Genomic DNA, 18569 nt, shown 5'->3' with positions numbered 1-18569 from the left:
ACTTACCGACATTCGGCAACGACCTTGTCACCAGGACGACGGACGCTCCCGGTGCGCTCCGTTTATGGACAATTTCACCTGCGGATTTCCCCATCGACGGTGGAACCTCGGCGCCTCGTGCGCCGTACGCGAGGGCGTCAGTCGGCCAGGTCGACGATCACCGGGACGTGGTCGGACGCGCCCTTGCCCTTGCGCTCGTCCCGGTCGATGACGGCGTTCGTCGCACGGCCGGCGACGGCCGGTGACGCCCAGCAGAAATCGATCCGCAGCCCCTTGTTCCGCGGGAAGGCGAGCTGCTGGTAGTCCCAGTAGGTGTAGGTGTGCTCGTCCGGGATGAATTTCCGCGTGAGCTCCGTGTATCCCGCCTCGCCGAATGCGTCGAACGCGGCGCGCTCCGGCGGGGACACGTGCGTCTTCCCGGCGAAGTCGGCGACGTTGTACACGTCGGTGTCGAGCGGGATGACGTTCCAGTCACCCAGGAGGGCGACGGCGTCACCGGCGTCGGCCCAGGTCTGCGCCGCGGTGCGCAGGGTGTCCAGCCAGGCCAGCTTGTAGGTGTAGTGCGGGTCGCCGAGCGCCCGGCCGTGCGGCACGTACAGGCTCCAGACGCGGACGCCGCCACAGGTCGCGCCGATCGCCCGTGCCTCGATGGGTGGGACGACGTCGAGCAGCGGGTCCGGGCCGTCCTCGATGATCGCCTTGGCGAAGCCGGGCTGCCCCGGGAAGTGGGTGGCGACGTCGTCCAGGCCGACCCGCGACACGATCGCCACGCCGTTCCACTGCGAGAGCCCGAAGTGCGCCACCTCGTACCCGGCGGCCTCGAACGCCGCCGTCGGGAACTGGTCGTCCCGGCACTTGGTCTCCTGGATCGCCAGGACGTCTGCCTGGGACCGGTCGAGGAAGGCGAGCACGCGGTCGACGCGCGTGCGGATGGAGTTGACGTTCCAGGTGACGAGGCGCACCTGGTCAGCGTACGTGGGCACCAGGATGTCCGAGCGGTGCTCGACCGGATCACCGCGCACATCTCGCCGGACGTACTGCGGAAGGCCCGGATCGAGGCGCGTCTGCTCGCCACCTGATCGGCGACTTCGGTCCCTTGCACGCCACAGAAAATGACTTCGGTCGCTTGCTCTGAGATCGGTCAATCAAACGACCGATCTCAGAGCAACCGACCGAAGTCAGAGCCGCCCCCCGTGCAACCGACCGAAGTCAGAGCCGCCACCCCCGTGCAACCGACCGAGGTCGATGCGCTGACGCCTACCGGCGCCAGGACGGCGCAGCTGTGATTCCCGCCGCACTTCTCGGGCCCTGACCACCGTGATGTTCACCCCGACTACGCTTGCTCCGTGCAGATCCTCACCAGGCGTCGTGCCGTCGGCGCCGCCGTCGCCCTCACCACCGCGGCCCTGGTCGCGGCATGCTCGGCAGGTTCCGGCGAGGACACCGGAGGAGCCCGCACCGACGTCGTCGTCGGCCTGACGGGCGAACCGACCAACCTCGACTTCACGACGACGTCGGGCTCGGCCATCCCGCAACTGCTGATGAACAACGTGTACGAGGGCCTGGTGACGATCGACCAGGAAGGTGAGGTCCAGCCTCAGCTCGCCGAGTCGTGGGAGGTCAACGGGAACCGCACCGTCTACACGTTCGCGCTGCACGACGGCGTGACGTTCTCCGACGGCTCACCCTTCACCGCGGACGACGTCGTGGCGTCGATCGACCGGGTCAAGGAGGACTGGACGCTGAGCCTGAAGTCCAAGATGGACGTGGTGGAGAAGGCGGAGGCGACGAACGACACCGAGGTCGTTGTCACCCTGAAGCATCCGAGCAACGCCTGGCTGTTCGACATGGGCACGTCCGTGGGGGCCATGTTCCCGGACGACCTGTCCGCCGACCTGGCGACGGAGGCGGTCGGCACCGGCCCCTACACGGTCGAGGAGGTCGCCACGGGCGAGCACATCAGGCTCGCGGCCCGCGACGACTACTGGGGCGAGGCGCCCGCTATCCCTGACGTCACCGTCCGCTACTTCGCCGACGCCAACGCCCAGGCCAACGCGGTCCGCGCCGGCGACATCGACATGGCGTACAACATGCAGGCGCCCGACCTGCTGGCCGGCCTGGAGCAGGACGAGAGCCTGCAGGTCGTCGACGGCACGTCGACGGGCGAGGTCCTGCTCGCGCTGAACAACGCCGCGCCGCCGTTCGACGACCTGCGGGTGCGTCGCGCGATCATGTACGCGATCGACCGGCAGGCGGTCCTCGACACCGCGTGGGCGGGGCACGGCGAGCTGATCGGGTCGATGGTGCCGCCGACCGACCCGTACTACCAGGACCTGACCGATGCCTACCCGTACGATCCGGACAGGGCCCGCGAGCTGTTGGCGGAGGCCGGCGCCGAGGACCTCAGCATCACGTTCGACGTCCCGACCCGCCCCTACGCGGAGGCTGTCGCCCAGGTGGTGGTGTCGCAGCTCGAGGACGTCGGCATCGAGGCACGGATCGTCCCCGCGGAGTTCCCCGCCGTCTGGCTGGACAAGGTGTTCACCGAGCACGACTACCAGATGTCGGTGATCCTCCACACGGAGGCCCGGGACATGCTGACGATCTTCGGCGACCCCGACTACTACATCGGCTACGACAACCCGCGGGTCGCCCAGGCCGCCGAGAAGGCCGACCAGGGCAGCCCCGACCAGTACATGTCGGGGATGCAGGAGGTCGCCCGGATGATCGTCGACGACGCGGCGAGCGACCCGCTGTTCCTCTTCCCCAACACGGTGGTGGCTGCCGCCGGCCTGGAGGGCATCGCCGCGAACGCGACCACCGAGTCGATGGACCTGACCGGCCTGCGCTGGTCCGACGGCTGACCCGGCCCGACGCCGGACATCACCCGTGGCCAGACATCTCGCCTCGCACGTCGCCCAGCTCGTCGCCACGCTCCTCGTCGCGACGGCGGCGATCTTCGTGCTGCTGCGCGTGCTGCCCGGTGACCCCGCGATCGTTGCCCTCGGGATCGAGGCGTCCCCCGAGGCGCTGGCCGCCTGGCGCGCCGAGCACGGTACCGACGGCCCGCTCGTCGCGCAGTACCTGGAGTGGGTGGGCGCCCTGCTCACGGGGGACCTCGGTACGAGCTACGTGACGTCCCAGGACCTCACCCCGCTGGTCGCGGACCGGGTTCAGGTCACGGGCATCCTCGTGCTGCTCGGCATGCTGATCGCCCTGGTGGTGGCGGTGCCGGTGGGCACGCTCGCCGCCGTCTGGCACCGGAACGCGGGCGGCGTGACCCTCTCCGCGGTGAGCCAGGTGGGTGTCGCCGTGCCGAACTTCCTGGTGGGCGTTCTGCTCGTGGCGCTGTTCGCCGTGCGGCTGGGCTGGTTGCCCTCGGGCGGCTGGGCGGCGCCGGTCGAGGGGTTCGGGGAGTTCTGGCGGCACGTGCTGCTGCCCGCGGTCGCGCTGGGTTCCGTGCAGGCGGCGATCATCACGCGGTACGTGCGCAGCGCCGTGCTGGAGATCATGCGTGAGGACTTCCTGCGCACGGCGCGCGCCAAGGGGCTCACCTTCACGGGAGCGCTCGTGCGACACGGGCTGCGCAACGCCGGCGTGCCGATCGTGACCGTCGTGGGCGTGCAGATCGCGTCGATGCTGATCGGCGCCGTCGTGATCGAGCGGGTGTTCGCCGTGCCCGGCCTCGGCAGCCTGCTGCTCGACTCGGTGGGCAACCGTGACCTGCTCGCCGTGCAGTCGATCGTGGCGGTGCTCGTCGTCCTCGTGGTGCTGCTCAACTTCCTCGTCGACCTCGCCTACACCCTCCTCGACCCCCGGCTCAGGAGGGCGTCATGACCGACCCGGCCATGGTCGCCGTCGGGCAGCCGACGCCCGATCCCCGATCCCCGGCAGGAGCCCTCCGGCGACCTGCGGGACCGCGGCCGGTGACCCGGCGCCCCGGTGCGCACCCTCAGCTCGTGATCGGCGCGGTGCTCGTGGGACTGGTCGTCGTCACGGCCCTGGTCTCACTGGTCTGGACCCCGTTCGACCCGGAGCACGCGGGCGCCGAGCGCCTCCTGTCGCCGGGTGCCGAGCACTGGCTCGGCACCGACCGGTTCGGCCGCGACGTGTTCTCGCAGGTGATGGCGGGTGCCCGGATCACGCTGCTCGTCGGCCTGGTGGCAGTGGGAATCGCGGCGGTGGTGGGCGTGCCGCTCGGCGTGCTCGCGGGGATGCGCGGCGGACGGCTCGGCGCCCTCGTGATGCGCGGTAGCGACATCCTCCTCGCCTTTCCCGGACTGCTGCTCGCGATCGTGCTGGGCGCCGTCTACGGCGCGGGCACGGTGACGGCGATGATCGCGCTCGGCATCGGCTCGATACCGGCCTTCGCGCGCGTCGCGCGCAGCGGCACGCTGCAGGTGATGCGGTCCGACTACGTGGTCGCCGCCCGGGCGGCGAACCGCGGCGAGCTCGCGATCGCCGCACGGCACGTGCTGCCCAACATCGCGGGCACCGTGCTGGTGCAGTGCTCCGTGAACTTCGCGATCGCCGTGCTCGCCGAGGCCGGGTTGTCCTTCCTCGGCCTCGGCACGCCCCCGCCGACGCCGTCGTGGGGCCGCATGCTGCAGGAGTCGCAGCAGTTCCTCGGCGTCGCCGACCACCTCGCGATCGTGCCCGGCGTCGCCATCGCCGTGGCGGTGCTCGGGTTCAACCTGCTGGGCGACGGGCTGCGCGACGTGTACGACCCGCGGCTCTCCGCCGTCGGCCCGCAGGCCCCGGCTGCCGAGCCCGGACCGTTGGCCGAGCCCGGACCGGCTGCCGAGCACGGACCGTTGGTCGAGCCTGTCGAGACCCCGCACCAGTCGGTCGAGACCCAGAGACCCCCCGCCCTCGACATCCGTGACCTCACCGTCCGCACCGGTAGCGGCCGCCCGCTCCTGTCCGACGTCTCCCTCCGGGTGGCCCCCGGCGAACGTGTCGGCCTGATCGGTGAGTCCGGCTCGGGCAAGACCATGACGGCGCTCGCGGCGCTCGGCCTGCTGCCCGACGGCGTGGCGGCCACCGGGCAGGTGAACCTCGCCGGGGTGCCCGGGAACCTCCTGGACCGCAGTGAGCACGCCCTGGCGGGACTGCGCGGCGAGGCCGTGTCGATGGTCTTCCAGGAGCCGATGACCGCGCTGAACCCGCTCATGCGCGTGGGTCGCCAGGTCGCCGAGACGATGACCCTGCACGGTGCCACGGGCCGGACCGCGACGAGACGCGCCGCCGAGCTCCTGGCCGAGGTGGGCCTGTCCGACGGCGCCGCCCGGCGCTACCCGCACGAGCTGTCCGGCGGGCAGCGCCAGCGAGTGGTGCTGGCGATGGCCCTGGCGAACGACCCGGCCGTGCTGGTGGCCGACGAGCCGACGACGGCCCTCGACGTCACGGTGCAGCGCCAGATGCTGGACCTCATGGTGCGGCTGGTCGAGGACCGGGGCGCCGGTCTGCTCTTCATCACGCACGACCTGGCGGTGGTGTCCCAGGTCTGCGAGCGGGTGGTGGTGCTGCTCGACGGCGTGGTGGTCGAGGAGGGCACTGTCGCCGAGGTGTTCGCACACCCCCGGCACGAGTACACGAGGCGCCTGCTGGCGGCGTCGACCCTGGAGCCCCGCGCCGCGTCGTCCATCAGGTCCGAGGACCGGGTCACCGAGCCGCTGATCCGCGTCGAGGACGTGACGCGCACCTACCAGAGCCGGGGCCAGGCGGTGCACGCGCTGGGCGGCGTCTCCCTGGAGGTCCACGAGGGGCAGCGCTTCGGGATCGTGGGCGAGTCCGGCTCGGGCAAGTCGACGCTGCTGCGGATCGTTGCCGGGCTCGACCGTGCGACATCGGGCCGGGTCACCAGCGCCGGTGTGCGGCTGCCGGCCGCGCCGCACGAGCTGGGCGACCTGCGTGCCGCCCTGCAGCTCGTCTTCCAGGACCCGTACGGCTCGCTCGATCCCCGCATGACCGTGGGCGACATCGTGGCCGAGCCGCTCCTCAACCCCGCGAACGTCCGGGTCGGTGGCCCGCGGACGGCGTCGGCCCGCCGGGACGCCGTGCGCGAGATGCTCGATGCCGTCGGCCTGCCGCTCGACGCGACCGAGCGGTACCCCCACCAGTTCTCCGGCGGGCAGCGCCAGCGCATCGCCATCGCGCGCGCCCTGGTGTGCCGCCCCCGCATCCTCGTGGCGGACGAGCCGGTCAGCGCGCTCGACGTCTCCGTCCGGCGGCAGGTGCTCGACCTGCTGGCCCGGCTCGCGGACGAGCACGCCCTGACGCTGCTGCTCGTGTCGCACGACCTGGGCGTGGTGCGACACGTGTGCGACCACGTGGCGGTGATGCGCGACGGCCTCATCGTGGAGCAGGGGCCCGCCGAGCAGGTCTACGACCACCCGCGGCACGAGTACACGCGCACGCTGCGCGAGGCGACACCGGTCCTCCTCCGCTGACGCTGCCGTAGCTCGGTCCGAGTGCCGGACCCCCAGGCCACCCCGGTGACCTGCGGGTCTGCCGGCGCACGATGCGTGTAGCCTCTGCGCGACATGAGCGAGCAGACGACCAGCGGCGACAGTGATCTCCCGGGGCTCGACGCCGCCGCCCGGCGCGTGGTCGGGGTTGCTGGGAAGGCGCCGATCCGCGTGATCTTCGTGCCCGGGCTCGGCGACCGGCTGCCGCCCCTGGTGCACCTCCAGCGCGAGGCGCTGCGCACGTGGCGTGCCCTCGGCGTGCGCACCACCATGTTCCGCGTCCGCTGGTCCTCGGACGCGTCGTTCCAGGACCGGCTGGACCGGCTCGACGAGATGATCGAGCGCTACGAGCAGCGCGGGGAGCGCGTCGCGCTCATGGGTGCTTCCGCGGGAGCCGGCGCGGTTCTCGCGGCGTTCGCCCGACGCCGCTCGGTCGTCGCCGTCATCATCATCGCCGGCAAGTTCCTCGACCCCGAGGACATCATCAAGCCGGTCCTCCTGCACAACGCTCCCTTCGCGCAGTCGCTGTCGACGGTGCCGAAGCTCCTCGAGGGCCTGGGCCCGGACGACCGCGCGAGGATCCTCAGCCTGAGATCGGCCCGGGACGGTGTGGTCGACGACGAGGACACCCTGCTCGAGGGCGCGGTCAACGAGACGATGCGGGTGGTGGGTCACGTGATCGCGATCGGTTACGCGCTGATGTTCCGCGCGCGCAGGGTCGTCCGGTTCCTGCACGATGCGGTGACGGACTGACCTACAACAACCCGCGCGCATGGACCCTCCCCGGCGCTGGGCGTAGCGCGGCTTACGCACGTTTCAGAGAATGTGGGGGTCCGCCCTCTTGTCGCCGACGCCATCGCGTCCGCACACTCGGCCCATGACGACCTCTCAGGACACCTCCGCCGCCGTCGCGCACTTCGCCGGGCGGCTCGCCTTCGAGACAGATGTCGCCGACGTCCACGTCGCGCTCGACGGGAAGGACGCGGCGGACGCCCCGTTCACCCTGGTCGACGTCCGCTCCCAGGAGTCGTGGGACCAGGGCCACGTGCCCGGCGCGGTGCACCTGCCCAGCGGCAAGGTGCGGCTGCGCGCCGAGCAGGCCATCGACCGGGACAAGCCCGTCGTGACCTACTGCTGGGGCCCGGGCTGCAACGCGGCGACCAAGGCCGCGCTCGAGTTCGCGAAGCTCGGTTACGAGGTCAAGGAGATGATCGGTGGCTTCGAGTACTGGGTCCGCGAGGGCTTCGCGTACGACACGGTGAACGGCCCGGTCCAGCCGACGGCGGACCCGCTCGCTGCTCCGGTCTGATCGCTCCCGCCGGAGATCTGCTTCCACAGAGCGGTGCGACGGCCCGTGCCCACGGTGGGTCAGATCGGGCGGTAGCGGTTCTCCGGGCGGCCCGTCGCCCCGTAGCGCGGGCTGACCCGGGCGTGGCCCTCTGTGACCAGGTGCTCCAGGTAGCGGCGGGCGCTGACCCGTGACATCCCGACCGCCTCGGCGACCTCGGCCGCCGAGGCGTCGTCGGCCGGGCCGCACAGCCGTGTCAGTGCCTCCTGCACGAGGGTGCGGCTCCGCTCGGACAGGCCCTTGGGCGGCAGCGTGGTCGCGGACCGCGGCCCGGCCAGGAGCTGGTCCACCTCGTCCTGGTCGAGGGTGGTCTGCGCGCGCCGGACGTCCTCGCGCCGCTGCCACACCTCGTCGAGCCGCTCACGCAGAGCGGCGGACGTGAACGGCTTGACCAGGTACGCGAGCACACCCCCGGCCATCGCCTGCCGCACGCTGTCGAGCTCGCGTGCGGCGGTCGTCGCGACGACGTCGACGGGCGGACCCGGCAGCAGCCGCAGCCGCCGGAGCACGTCGAGACCGCCGATGTCCGGCAGGTGCAGGTCGAGCAGCACGAGGTCGGGTCGCAGCGCGGACGCCAGGCGCAGCGCGTCCGCGCCGTTCCGGGCCTCGCCCACCACCACGAACCGCGGGTGGCCCTCCACGAAACCCCGGTGCACGACGGCGACGGTCGGGTCGTCCTCGACGATGAGCGTCCGTGCCTGCTCGGTCATGGTGCCGCCTCGCCCGCGCCGGCAGCCGCTCGGAGGCGCCCGCCTGACGCGGACACCGGTACGGGCAGCTCGACGGTCATCCGCGCCCCGCCGAGGTCGCCGGTGCCGATGACCACCTCGCCGTCGCGCCGGTCCACGACCCGTCTGACCAGCGCCAGACCGATGCCACGGCTGTGCTCCCGGTCGCCGGGCACCTTGGTGGAGAACCCTGCCTTGAACACCTGGTGGTGCAGGTTGGCCGGTACGCCGGGGCCGTCGTCGTCCACCCGCAGGCGCAGGTGCGTGCCGTCCGCGTGCAGCAGCACGCGGACCCGACCCTCCGGGGCAGCCGCGTCGACCGCGTTGTCGATCAGGTTCCCGAGCACGACGAGCGCGTCCGTGTGCAGGGACGAGGCGTCCGGTGTGGTCGGCGGGTCGAGGGCGGACGCGTCGTCGACGTCGAGCGTGACGCCGCGCTCACGCGCCGTGATCGCCTTGACCAGGAGCAGGGCCGCGAGCTCGGGGGACCGCACGCCCGGTGCGACCGCCGACGCCGTGAGCAGTCCGCCGTAGCCCGACCGCTCGATGAACGCGACCGCCTCCTCGGTACGGCCCAGCTCCAGCAGCCCCGAGATCACGTGCACGGTGTTGGCGAACTCGTGCGACTGGGAGCGCAGTGCGTCGGTGAGGCCGCGGGTCTCCAGGAGGCCCGCGATGTCCTCCGGCTCCAGCAGGTAGATCCGGCGACGGACCAGGCGGGTCACCCACGCCGCGCACAGCACGCCCACCGCCGCGGCGGCCGCGAGCGCCGCGAGCAGCCAGCCGAGGTCCTCGGTCAGGTCGGCGCGCAGCTCGGACTCGAGGATGCCGACGCTGGCGGTGCCGATGACGGGGGCGGGTGAGGCGTCGTCGGCGGCGTCGCCGAAGACCGGGACCTTGACGCGCCAGGACGTGCCGAGCGTCCCGGTCTGGGTGCCGGTCCAGATCTGTCCGGACAGCGGCACGGAGGGGTCGGTGGAGACGGGTTGCCCGATCTGCTGCGGGTCGGGGTGGGAGTACCGGACGCCGTGCTCGTCGGTGACGACCACGTACGTCACGCCGGACGCCTCGCGGATGACCTCGGCGATCGGCTGGATCGTGGCGGAGGGGTCGTCGTCGTCGAAGGCGTCGTGGATGGCGGGCAGGCGCGCGACCGACTGCGCCACCCCGGCCATCCGGTCGACGTAGGCCTCACGGAGCTGTCGCTCCTGCAGGGCGACGGCCACGAACCCGGTGGTGCACACGAGCACGAGCACGATGACGACCTGCAGGACCAGCAGCTGCGCCCGGAGCGTCATCGCTCTTCTCACGGACGCCAGTGTGCACCGCGTGAGGGCAGGTGCGGTAGCCGGGAGGCCGCGATCAAAACGACCACAACCTTCGTTGCGACCACAACCGGGCCCGCGGGGTGGCCGCTCCCTACGCTCGCGCCGAGACGGACCGAGGGCCGGCAACGCAGCCGGCCCGGGTACCCGCATCTGCCGCATTCACTCAAAGGAGAAGACATGCGCATCATCCGAACCGGGGCTGCCCCCGTCGGGATCGTCCTGGCACTCGCCCTGGCGGGCTGCTCCAGCCTGGAGGCGAACGGTGGCGGCGGCAGCGACGCGGCCATCGACGAGCTCAGCATCGTGGTTCCCGCGGGGCCGGGCGGCGGCTGGGACCTCACCGGCCGCTCGATGCAGGCGGACATGCAGGAGGAGGGCCTGGTCGGCACCGCGACGGTGACGAACGTCGACGGCGCGGGCGGCACCGTGGGCCTGGCGAACATCGCCAACGCCACCGACCCGAACACGCTCCTGGTGATGGGTCTGGTCATGGTGGGTGCCGTCGAGACCAACGAGTCCCAGGCCCGGATCGAGGACACGACGCCGATCGCGCGCCTGACCGAGGAGCAGGAGGTCATCGTGGTCCCGGCGGAGTCGCCCTACGAGACCATCGACGACCTCGTCGAGGACATCAAGACGAACGGCAAGGACGTGTCGATCACCGGCGGGTCCGCCGGCGGCACGGACCACATCCTCGCGGGCATGCTGCTCCAGGCCGCGGGCATGCCCTCGGAGCACATCGTGAACAAGCTGAACTACATCGCCTACTCGGGCGGCGGCGAGTCGCTGGCGGCGCTGCTCGGCAACAACGTGAACGCGGGCATCTCGGGTATCAGCGAGTACGCGGAGCAGGTGCAGGCGGGTGAGCTGCGGGCGCTCGCGGTCTCCGGCGAGGAGCGCGTCGATGCTCTCCCGGACACGCCGACCCTGACCGAGGCGGGCTACGACGTGGTCCTGACGAACTGGCGCGGTGTGGTCGCTCCCGGCACGATCGACGAGGCCGAGAAGGAGGCGCTGACCACTGCCGTCACGGAGCTCGCCGAGTCCGACGCGTGGCAGGCGACGCTGGAGGAGAAGGACTGGGACGACGCCTTCCTCGCCGGTGACGAGTTCGACGCGTACCTCGACGAGAACATCGCGGAGATCCAGGTGGTGCTGCGGGACATCGGTCTCGTCCGGTGAGGCCCGACGACGCGGCGCCCGAGGCGCCCACCGAACCGGGTGAGCCGACGACGGAGACCGGCCCTCCGACGTCGGACACCCTCCAGCAGGGGCCGGCGGAGCGGCCGCGCCGCCGGTGGGGCGAGCTCGTGCTGGCCCTGGCCACCGCCGCCCTCGGGGTGTACGTGCTGGTGGCCGCCGGGAGTATCACGGTGCCGGGCTCGGCCAACACGCTCGGTCCGCGGGCCTTCCCCTACCTCGTGGGCGGCATGCTCGTCGCCGCTGGGGTGGTGCTGGTCGCGCTGGTCCTGAGCGGCCGGGCAGGTGAGGAGGAGGGCGGCGAGGACGTCGACCCCACCGTCCGGACCGACTGGCTGACGGTGGTGCTGCTCGTGATCACCCTGGTCGTCCACGTGTTCGCGATCAACGTCATCGGCTGGCCGTTCGCCGCGGCGATCCTGTTCGGCGGTGCCGCGGTGATCCTGGGGGCGCGTCCGTGGTGGCGTGCCGCCCTCGCCGGGCTCGTGCTGGGCCTGGTCGTCCAAGTGGTCTTCGGCGGGCTGCTGGGGCTCTCGCTCCCGGCCGGCCCGCTCCTGGAAGGGGTGCCGTTCCTCCGTGGATAACTTCTCCGCACTGCTCGAGGGGTTCGCCACCGTGCTGCACCCCGTGTACCTGCTGTGGGCGCTGTTCGGCGTGTTCATCGGGACCGCGGTCGGCGTGCTGCCGGGCATCGGCCCGGCCATGACGATCGCCCTGCTCCTGCCGCTGACCTACTCCCTGGAGCCGACGGCGGCGATCATCGTCTTCGCCGGCATCTACTACGGCGGCATGTACGGCGGGTCCACGACGTCGATCCTGCTCAACACGCCCGGTGAGTCGGCGTCGATCGTCACGGCGATCGAGGGCAACAAGATGGCGCGTGCCGGGCGCGGGGCGGCGGCGCTCGCCACTGCCGCCATCGGCTCGTTCGTGGCGGGCACGCTCGCCACGGTGGCGCTCACGTTCATGGCGCCGGTCGTCGCCCGGCTGGCCGTCCAGCTCGGCGAGCCGGACTACTTCGCCCTGATGGTGGTCGCGTTCGTCACCGTGGGCGCCCTGCTCGGCTCGTCGGTGCCGCGCGGCCTCGCCTCGCTCTCGCTCGGCCTGTTCCTCGGGCTGGTCGGCACCGACACCCTGACCGGCCAGCAGCGCTTCACGTTCGGCGTGCCCAACCTCGCGGACGGGATCGACGTCGTCGTCGTCGCCGTCGGGCTGTTCGCCGTCGGTGAGGCCCTGTACGTGGGATCCCGGATGCGGCACGGGAAGATCCAGGTGATCCCCGTCGAGAAGGGCTGGCGCACCTGGATGAAGCGCGACGACTGGCGGCGCTCCTGGAAGCCGTGGCTGCGGGGCGCCGCCATCGGGTTCCCGGTCGGCACCATCCCCGCCGGCGGGGCCGACGTCGCCACCTTCCTCTCCTACGCCTCCGAACGCCGGCTCGCCGGCAAGGAACGGCGCAAGGAGTTCGGCAAGGGCGCCATCGAGGGTGTGGCGGGTCCGGAGGCGGCGAACAACGCCGCGGCGGCAGGTGTGCTGGTCCCCCTGCTCACGCTCGGCCTGCCCACGACGGCGACCGCGGCGATCATGATCGTCGCCTTCCAGTCCTACGGCATCCAGCCCGGCCCGATGCTGCTGCAGAACGAGTCCGCGCTCGTGTGGGCGCTCGTCGCGAGCCTGTACCTCGGCAATCTCATGCTCGTGGTCCTGAACCTGCCGCTCGTCGGCATGTGGGTGCGCGTGCTGCGCATCCCGCGGCACTACCTGTACGCGGGCATCATCCTGTTCGGCGCGCTCGGTTCGTACGCGCTGAACTTCTCGCCCGTCGACGTGCTGCTGCTGGTGCTCATCGGTCTGGCGGGGTTCTTCATGCGACGGTACGGGTACCCCGTGGCGCCCCTGGTGGTCGGCATGATCCTCGGCCCGATGGCGGAGGACCGGCTGCGCCGCTCCCTCGCCATCAGCCAGGGCGACCTGAGCTACCTGGTCACCAGCCCGTTCGCCGCCACGGCGTACGCGGCGATCGTGGTGCTGCTGGCCGTGGGCATCTGGCTCAAGCGCCGGGAGCGTGCGGCAGCCTAGGCTGCCGCCATGAGCACAGCACTGATCACCGGCGGGTCCGCCGGCCTGGGTCTCGAGTTCGCGCGGCAGCTGGCGGCGGACCGGCACGACCTGGTGCTGGTGGCCCGCAACGAGGAACGGCTGAAGCAGGTCGCCGAGGAGCTCCGTGCCACCCACGGTGTGGCGGTCGAGGTGCTCCCGGCGGACCTCTCCCTGCCCGAAGACGTCGAGCGGGTCGCGCGGCGCCTCGCCGTCGTCGGGGGCCGGCCGGGCGAGGAGGGCCTGCACCCCGTGGGCCTGCTCGTCAACAACGCGGGGTTCGCCACGAGCGCGAGCTTCGCGGAGGGCCGCGTCTCCACGGAACGCCGCGGGATCGACGTCATGGTGAGGGCGGTGGTCGAGCTGACGCATGCCGCCGTCGGGCAGATGCTCGAACGGGACCGCGGCGCGATCCTCAACGTCGGCTCGGTGGCCGCCCTCACCGCGGGCGGCACGTACGCCGCCGCGAAGGCGTACGTGCGGACCTTCACCGAGTCGCTGGCGGTCGAGCTCAAGGGCACCGGCGTGACCGCGACGCTGCTGTCACCAGGCTTCACGCACACCGAGTTCCACGCACGGGCCGGTATCGCCGAGTCGGCGATCGTGCCCGAGTGGGGCTGGCTCGACGCCGAGTACGTGGTCCGGACCGCCCTGGCCGACGCGCGCCGGGGCGTCGTCCTGTCCACGCCGTCGGTGCGCTACAAGGTCGCTACCGCCGTGCTGCGGGCCGCGCCGCGCTGGGCCGTCCGCGCCGTCGGCAAGTACCGCTGAGTGACGGCGTGCCACGTACCCTTGCACCGTGAACGCTGACTTCTCCCCGACCCCGCGCGAGCAGCTGGCCGAGCTCATCAAGGAGCTCGCCGTGGTGCACGGCAAGGTGACCCTGTCCTCCGGCAAGGAGGCCGACTACTACGTCGACCTGCGCCGGATCACGCTGCACCACCGGGCGGCACCGCTCGTCGGGCACGTGCTCCTGGACCATCTCGAGGAGGTCGGGCTGGGCACCGCCGAGATCGACGCCGTCGGCGGGCTCACCCTCGGCGCGGACCCGATCGCCGACGCGCTGCTGCACGCGGCGGCCTCGCGCGGCCAGGACCTGGACGCGTTCGTGGTGCGCAAGGCGGCGAAGGCGCACGGCATGCAGCGCCAGATCGAAGGGCCGGACATCGCCGGGCGCAAGGTGGTGGTCGTCGAGGACACCACCACGACCGGGGGCTCGCCGATCACCGCCATCGAGGCGGCCAGGGCCGCCGGCGCGGAGGTGCTGGGCGTCGCCACGATCGTGGACCGTGCGACCGGTGCCGGCGAGAAGATCGAGGCGCTGGGCGTGCCTTACCACTACCTCTACGGCCTGGAAGAGCTCGGTCTCGCCTGAGTGACTCGGCTGGACTTCGCTATACCGTAACCGGGCCGTCTCGATATCACTTGCTGTGGAGACTTTTGCCTAGCCCTACGGTATCTTTAGGTTCATGGGGACATTTGTCGCTTTAGTCCTGCTCGTCATCGGCGTGGTGGCGTTCACGGTCGGTGCTGCGTACGTCATGAAACGCGGCCGTACGCAGGACGTCGCCCGGTGGGCGGAGGAGAACGGCTGGGAGTACGCCAGCACGGATCCGGTCCTCGCCCAGCGGTGGAGCGGCCGGCCGTTCGGCATCGGCCTGGACCGTGAGGCCCGCGACGTCCTGCGGGGCAGCGTCGACGGCTACGACATCGTCTCCTTCACCTACACGTGGCGCTCGGGTTCGCCCGGCGCCGACGCGCGCCGGGCCGGCCTGCGCCGCACGGCGCACGTCGTGGCGCTCGACGCGTTGCCGGGCGAGCCGGTGGTCGACCTGTCGCCCGAGGGCCTCCGTGAGAAGTGGCAGAAGCTCTTCGGTGCCCAGGACGTCCAGATCGACAACCCGGCGTTCGACGGGCAGTGGCTCGTGCGTGCCTCCGACGAGTTCTTCGCGCGCCGCGCCCTCGACGCACGGCTCGCGAACATCGTGATGCTGCCCGACTTCCACGGCTCCCGGCTGCGGATCGAGGGGCCCTCGGTGCTGCTGTGGCGTCCGGGCCGCACCGACGTCACCAACCTGACGGAGCGGGCCAAGCGGGTCGCCGACGTCGCACGGATCGTGCTGCCGCTGGAGAAGGGCGGGCCGCGCTTCGAGAGCGGTGGCGGTATCGGCGGCTTCGGGATCCCCGGCCTGACCTGACCGCCGGGTTCCTCGGACCAGGTCCTCGGACCAGGTCCTCAGACCAGGTCGACGATGTCCGCTATCGAGTTGACCACGTGGCTCGGGCGGAACGGGTACTTCTCGACCTCGTCGACCGAAGTCGACCCGGTGAGCACCAGGAACGTCTCCAGGCCTGCCTCCATGCCGCCCAGGATGTCCGTGTCCATGCGGTCCCCGACCATGGTCGTGGACTCCGAGTGCGCGCCGATCAGGTTGAGCGCCGACCGGAACAGCACCGGGTTGGGCTTGCCCACGTAGTAGGGCTGGCGGCCGGTCGCCGCGGTGATCATCGCCGCCACCGAGCCGGCGGCGGGCAGCAGCCCCTCCTGCGACGGCCCGGTCACGTCCGGGTTGGTGCAGATGAAGCGGGCGCCGCCGACGATCAGCCGGATGGCCTTCGTGATGGCCTCGAACGAGTAGGTGCGGGTCTCGCCGAGCACCACGTAGTCCGGGTCCGACTCCGTGAGCGTGTAGCCCGCCTGGTGCAGCGCCGTCGTGAGACCTGCCTCGCCGATCGCGTACGCGCTGCCGTTGGGGATCTGGTCCGCGACGAACTGGGCGGTGGCCAGGGCCGACGTCCAGATGTTCTCCTCCGGCACGTCGATGCCGCTGTAGGCGAGCCGGGCGCGCAGGTCGCGCGGAGTGAAGATCGAGTTGTTCGTCAGGACGAGGAACGGCAGCTCCTTGTCCCGCAGCGCCTTGATGAACTCGGGGCCGCCGGGCAGGGCCGTTCCCTCGTGCACCAGCACGCCGTCCATGTCCGTGAGCCAGGCTTCGGTGGTCCGTTCGATCATGGCCGTCAGCCTAGCGCCCGGGAGGTCCAGGTCGCGGGCGTGGTTCCGGCCCCGCGGTGGGCCGTAGGCTTTCGCGCGTGACCAACCTGTCCTCAGACGACACGCTGCCCCACGACGACACAGCCTCGCCGCAGGGCAGCACCACCCGCCCCGGTCCGGTCCGCCGTCACGCCGCCCCGTCCACCCGGACGCCGTGGTCCGCCGCGCTGGGCAACGGGCTCCGCGGCGGGATGGTCGGCGCGGCCGAGTCGGTGCCGGGCATCTCCGGTGGGACGATCGCGCTCGTCGTCGGCCTCTACGACGGTCTGCTCGGCGCGGCCAGCCAGCTCGTGCACGCCGCGCGCGAGCTCGTCCAGGGTGTCGCCGGAGGCCGGGGCCTGCGACCGGCCCGCGCCGCGCTGCGCCAGATCGACTGGCCGTTCCTCCTCCCGGTGCTCGTGGGCATGGTCGTGATCCTGCTCGTCTCGCTGAACACGATCGCTCCCCTGCTCGAGTCGAACCCGGTGCCGATGCGTGCGCTGTTCTTCGGCATGATCGCCGTCTCCGTCAGCGTGCCGCTGCGGATGATGCCGCACAGGTTCCGCGTGCTCGACGTCGTGCTGCTGGTCGGCGGCGCGGTCGGCGCCTACTTCCTCACCGGCCTTCCGGCGGCCGAGATCTCGGACCCGTCGCTCTGGCTGGTCTTCGTCGGAGCGGCGATCGCCATCAACGCGCTGGTGCTGCCGGGGGTCTCCGGCTCCTTCGTGCTGCTGGCCATGGGGCTGTACATCCCCGTCCAGGAGGCCCTGCACGACCGCGACCTCGCCTTCGTCGGGACCTTCATGCTCGGCGCGGCGGTCGGGCTGGGGTCGTTCGTCAAGGTGCTGCACTGGCTGCTGGAGCACCGCCGCCAGGGCACGATGGCGCTGCTCGCCGGCCTCATGATCGGCTCGCTGCGCGCGCTGTGGCCCTGGCAGGACGAGGCGGGCGGTCTGCTGGCCCCGCCCGGCGACATCCTGGTCCCGCTGCTGCTCGCCCTCCTGGGCGCCGCCGTCGTCGCCGTGGCTGTCTGGTGGGAGTCCCGCCGGGCCCCGGACACTGCGACGCCGGAATGACGGAGCCGACGGAGTGACGGAAGAGCCCGGCGAGACCCAGGTCGGCGTCGGCCCCTGGTCCGGCCCGCTGCCCGACGACCCGCGCTACGACCCGGAGCTCCTGGCCGACGGCGACCGCCGGAACGTCGCCGACCAGTACCGGTACTGGTCGGTCGAGGCGATCGTCGCGGACCTGGACACGCGCAGGCACCCGTTCCACGTGGCCATCGAGAACTGGGCGCACGACCTCAACATCGGCTCCGTGGTCCGTACGGCCAACGCGTTCAACGCGGCGGGCGTGCACATCGTGGGCCGACGCCGCTGGAACCGCCGCGGTGCGATGGTCACCGACCGGTACCTGCACGTGACCCACCACCCGGACGCGGCGGCGCTGGCCGAGTGGGCGGCGTCGGCCGGACCGGCGGGTGGGCGCCTCCCCGTCGTCGGCATCGACAACGTGCCCGGCTCCGTGCCGATCGAGGGCTACCAGCTCCCGCCCGAGTGCGTCCTGCTGTTCGGCCAGGAGTCCACCGGCCTGACGGCGGAGGCGCAGGCGGCCTGCGACGTCGTCCTGCACATCACGCAGTACGGCTCGACCCGGTCCATCAACGCGGGCGCGGCGGCGGCCATAGCGATGCACGCGTGGGCCGTGCGGCACGCGGGGTAGTCCGGCCGCCAGAAGTCGTGGCGGTCCGGACTCCACATCAGGCGGGGTGAGGGACGTCTTAAGAGGGCAAGCACATCCCACGCACCTGGAGGTCCACGTGACCAGCAGCACCCGCACCTTCCGCTCGAAGACCCTCCGACTCACCGCGATCGGCGTCGCGGCCACCGGCCTGTGCGTCGTCGGTGCCGGCATGGCAGCCGCGTCCAACCCGACCTCGGCCTTCGGCCAGGCGGTCGGCACCACCGTGCACGCCGTCGGCGTCGACTGGTCCGACATGCCCGACGGCTACACCCAGGCGCAGTACGAGGCCTTCTGGGCCGCCGAGTACAGCGGCGAGGACCTGATCGAGCTGCAGGAGCTGTGGTCCCTCGACGAGACCGAGACCAAGTCCCGCGCCGGCCAGATGCTCCTGGACGGCGAGGCGCTCCCGTTCGCGCCCGGCACGCACACCACCCCCGAGCTGCCGGCGGACGAGCAGGCGGCGATCGCGGCGTTCCTCGACGCCGGCCACACGGCCGAGGACGTCGAGACCCTGAGCGCGCTGTGGGACACCGAGTTCGTGGAGACGAAGGCCCGCGCCGGCCAGATGGTGCTCGACGGCGAGGAGCTGCCCCTGGGCTCGGCCACGCCGGCTGACAGCTGATC

18 protein-coding genes are annotated in these 18569 nt (G+C 71.8%); 14 read left to right on the top strand and 4 right to left on the bottom strand.

What is annotated here, in order from left to right:
* Positions 1-137: 137 nt before the first annotated feature.
* Positions 138-962, bottom strand: a complete 825-nt coding sequence (locus LUU90_RS04620; protein WP_275002299.1) for an exodeoxyribonuclease III — start codon at positions 960-962, stop codon at positions 138-140.
* A gap of 384 nt (positions 963-1346) precedes the next feature.
* Here LUU90_RS04620 and LUU90_RS04615 point away from each other — a divergent pair, with 384 nt between their 5' ends.
* The 5 genes from LUU90_RS04615 (at position 1347) to LUU90_RS04595 (ending at position 7779) form a co-directional block, all read left to right on the top strand.
* Complete coding sequence (locus LUU90_RS04615) at positions 1347-2864, top strand: ABC transporter substrate-binding protein (protein WP_275002111.1); 1518 nt, start codon at positions 1347-1349, stop codon at positions 2862-2864.
* A gap of 25 nt (positions 2865-2889) precedes the next feature.
* The gene (locus LUU90_RS04610) at positions 2890-3837 is read left to right on the top strand and encodes an ABC transporter permease (protein WP_275002110.1); all 948 of its coding nucleotides are present in this window, start codon (positions 2890-2892) and stop codon (positions 3835-3837) included.
* A complete protein-coding gene (locus tag LUU90_RS04605) occupies positions 3834-6452 on the top strand; it encodes a dipeptide ABC transporter ATP-binding protein (protein ID WP_275002108.1) in 2619 nt (872 codons plus the stop codon). The genes LUU90_RS04610 and LUU90_RS04605 overlap by 4 nt, the downstream gene beginning before the upstream one ends.
* Positions 6453-6545: 93 nt before the next feature.
* Entirely contained in the window at positions 6546-7223 is a 678-nt protein-coding gene (locus LUU90_RS04600) for a hypothetical protein (RefSeq protein ID WP_275002107.1), read from the top strand.
* A gap of 124 nt (positions 7224-7347) precedes the next feature.
* Positions 7348-7779, top strand: coding sequence for a rhodanese-like domain-containing protein (locus LUU90_RS04595; protein ID WP_275002106.1), 432 nt, complete (start codon positions 7348-7350; stop codon positions 7777-7779).
* Between the two features lie 59 nt (positions 7780-7838).
* On the opposite strand, the gene LUU90_RS04590 is transcribed toward LUU90_RS04595, so the two are convergent.
* Together LUU90_RS04590 and LUU90_RS04585 are read right to left on the bottom strand one after the other, a co-directional pair.
* On the bottom strand, positions 7839-8528 hold the full coding sequence (locus LUU90_RS04590) for a response regulator (RefSeq protein ID WP_275002104.1): 690 nt from the start codon (positions 8526-8528) through the stop codon (positions 7839-7841).
* Complete coding sequence (locus tag LUU90_RS04585) at positions 8525-9856, bottom strand: sensor histidine kinase (protein ID WP_275002103.1); 1332 nt, start codon at positions 9854-9856, stop codon at positions 8525-8527. The genes LUU90_RS04590 and LUU90_RS04585 overlap by 4 nt, the downstream gene beginning before the upstream one ends.
* Before the next feature lie 195 nt (positions 9857-10051).
* Here LUU90_RS04585 and LUU90_RS04580 point away from each other — a divergent pair, with 195 nt between their 5' ends.
* The 6 genes from LUU90_RS04580 (at position 10052) to LUU90_RS04555 (ending at position 15369) form a co-directional block, all read left to right on the top strand.
* The gene (locus LUU90_RS04580) at positions 10052-11056 is read left to right on the top strand and encodes a Bug family tripartite tricarboxylate transporter substrate binding protein (RefSeq protein WP_275002101.1); all 1005 of its coding nucleotides are present in this window, start codon (positions 10052-10054) and stop codon (positions 11054-11056) included.
* Positions 11053-11658: a tripartite tricarboxylate transporter TctB family protein gene (locus tag LUU90_RS04575; protein WP_275002100.1), complete on the top strand. Its 606-nt coding sequence runs from the start codon at positions 11053-11055 to the stop codon at positions 11656-11658. The genes LUU90_RS04580 and LUU90_RS04575 overlap by 4 nt, the downstream gene beginning before the upstream one ends.
* Positions 11651-13153, top strand: a complete 1503-nt coding sequence (locus LUU90_RS04570) for a tripartite tricarboxylate transporter permease (protein ID WP_275002099.1) — start codon at positions 11651-11653, stop codon at positions 13151-13153. Before LUU90_RS04575 ends, LUU90_RS04570 begins: the two co-directional genes overlap by 8 nt.
* Before the next feature lie 9 nt (positions 13154-13162).
* Positions 13163-13942, top strand: coding sequence for an SDR family NAD(P)-dependent oxidoreductase (locus tag LUU90_RS04565; RefSeq protein WP_275002098.1), 780 nt, complete (start codon positions 13163-13165; stop codon positions 13940-13942).
* A 28-nt stretch (positions 13943-13970) separates the two neighbouring features.
* Positions 13971-14546, top strand: a complete 576-nt coding sequence (gene pyrE, locus LUU90_RS04560; RefSeq protein ID WP_275002097.1) for an orotate phosphoribosyltransferase — start codon at positions 13971-13973, stop codon at positions 14544-14546.
* Between the two features lie 94 nt (positions 14547-14640).
* Complete coding sequence (locus tag LUU90_RS04555; protein WP_275002095.1) at positions 14641-15369, top strand: hypothetical protein; 729 nt, start codon at positions 14641-14643, stop codon at positions 15367-15369.
* Between the two features lie 38 nt (positions 15370-15407).
* Here the strand turns inward: LUU90_RS04555 and LUU90_RS04550 are convergent, their stop codons facing one another.
* Positions 15408-16184, bottom strand: coding sequence for an HAD-IIA family hydrolase (locus tag LUU90_RS04550; RefSeq protein WP_275002094.1), 777 nt, complete (start codon positions 16182-16184; stop codon positions 15408-15410).
* Between the two features lie 77 nt (positions 16185-16261).
* Here LUU90_RS04550 and LUU90_RS04545 point away from each other — a divergent pair, with 77 nt between their 5' ends.
* The 3 genes from LUU90_RS04545 (at position 16262) to LUU90_RS04535 (ending at position 18567) form a co-directional block, all read left to right on the top strand.
* The gene (locus tag LUU90_RS04545; RefSeq protein WP_275002092.1) at positions 16262-17278 is read left to right on the top strand and encodes a DUF368 domain-containing protein; all 1017 of its coding nucleotides are present in this window, start codon (positions 16262-16264) and stop codon (positions 17276-17278) included.
* A gap of 13 nt (positions 17279-17291) precedes the next feature.
* A complete protein-coding gene (locus LUU90_RS04540; RefSeq protein ID WP_275002091.1) occupies positions 17292-17924 on the top strand; it encodes a TrmH family RNA methyltransferase in 633 nt (210 codons plus the stop codon).
* Between the two features lie 97 nt (positions 17925-18021).
* On the top strand, positions 18022-18567 hold the full coding sequence (locus tag LUU90_RS04535; protein WP_275002090.1) for a hypothetical protein: 546 nt from the start codon (positions 18022-18024) through the stop codon (positions 18565-18567).
* The last annotated feature ends 2 nt before the right edge of the window (positions 18568-18569 follow it).

The sequence above is a fragment of the Promicromonospora iranensis genome (genome assembly GCF_028994775.1).
GTDB lineage: Bacteria > Actinomycetota > Actinomycetes > Actinomycetales > Cellulomonadaceae > Promicromonospora > Promicromonospora iranensis_A.
Note: the sequence above shows the minus strand (reverse complement) of the source record. Positions and strands in the feature narration are given on the sequence as shown.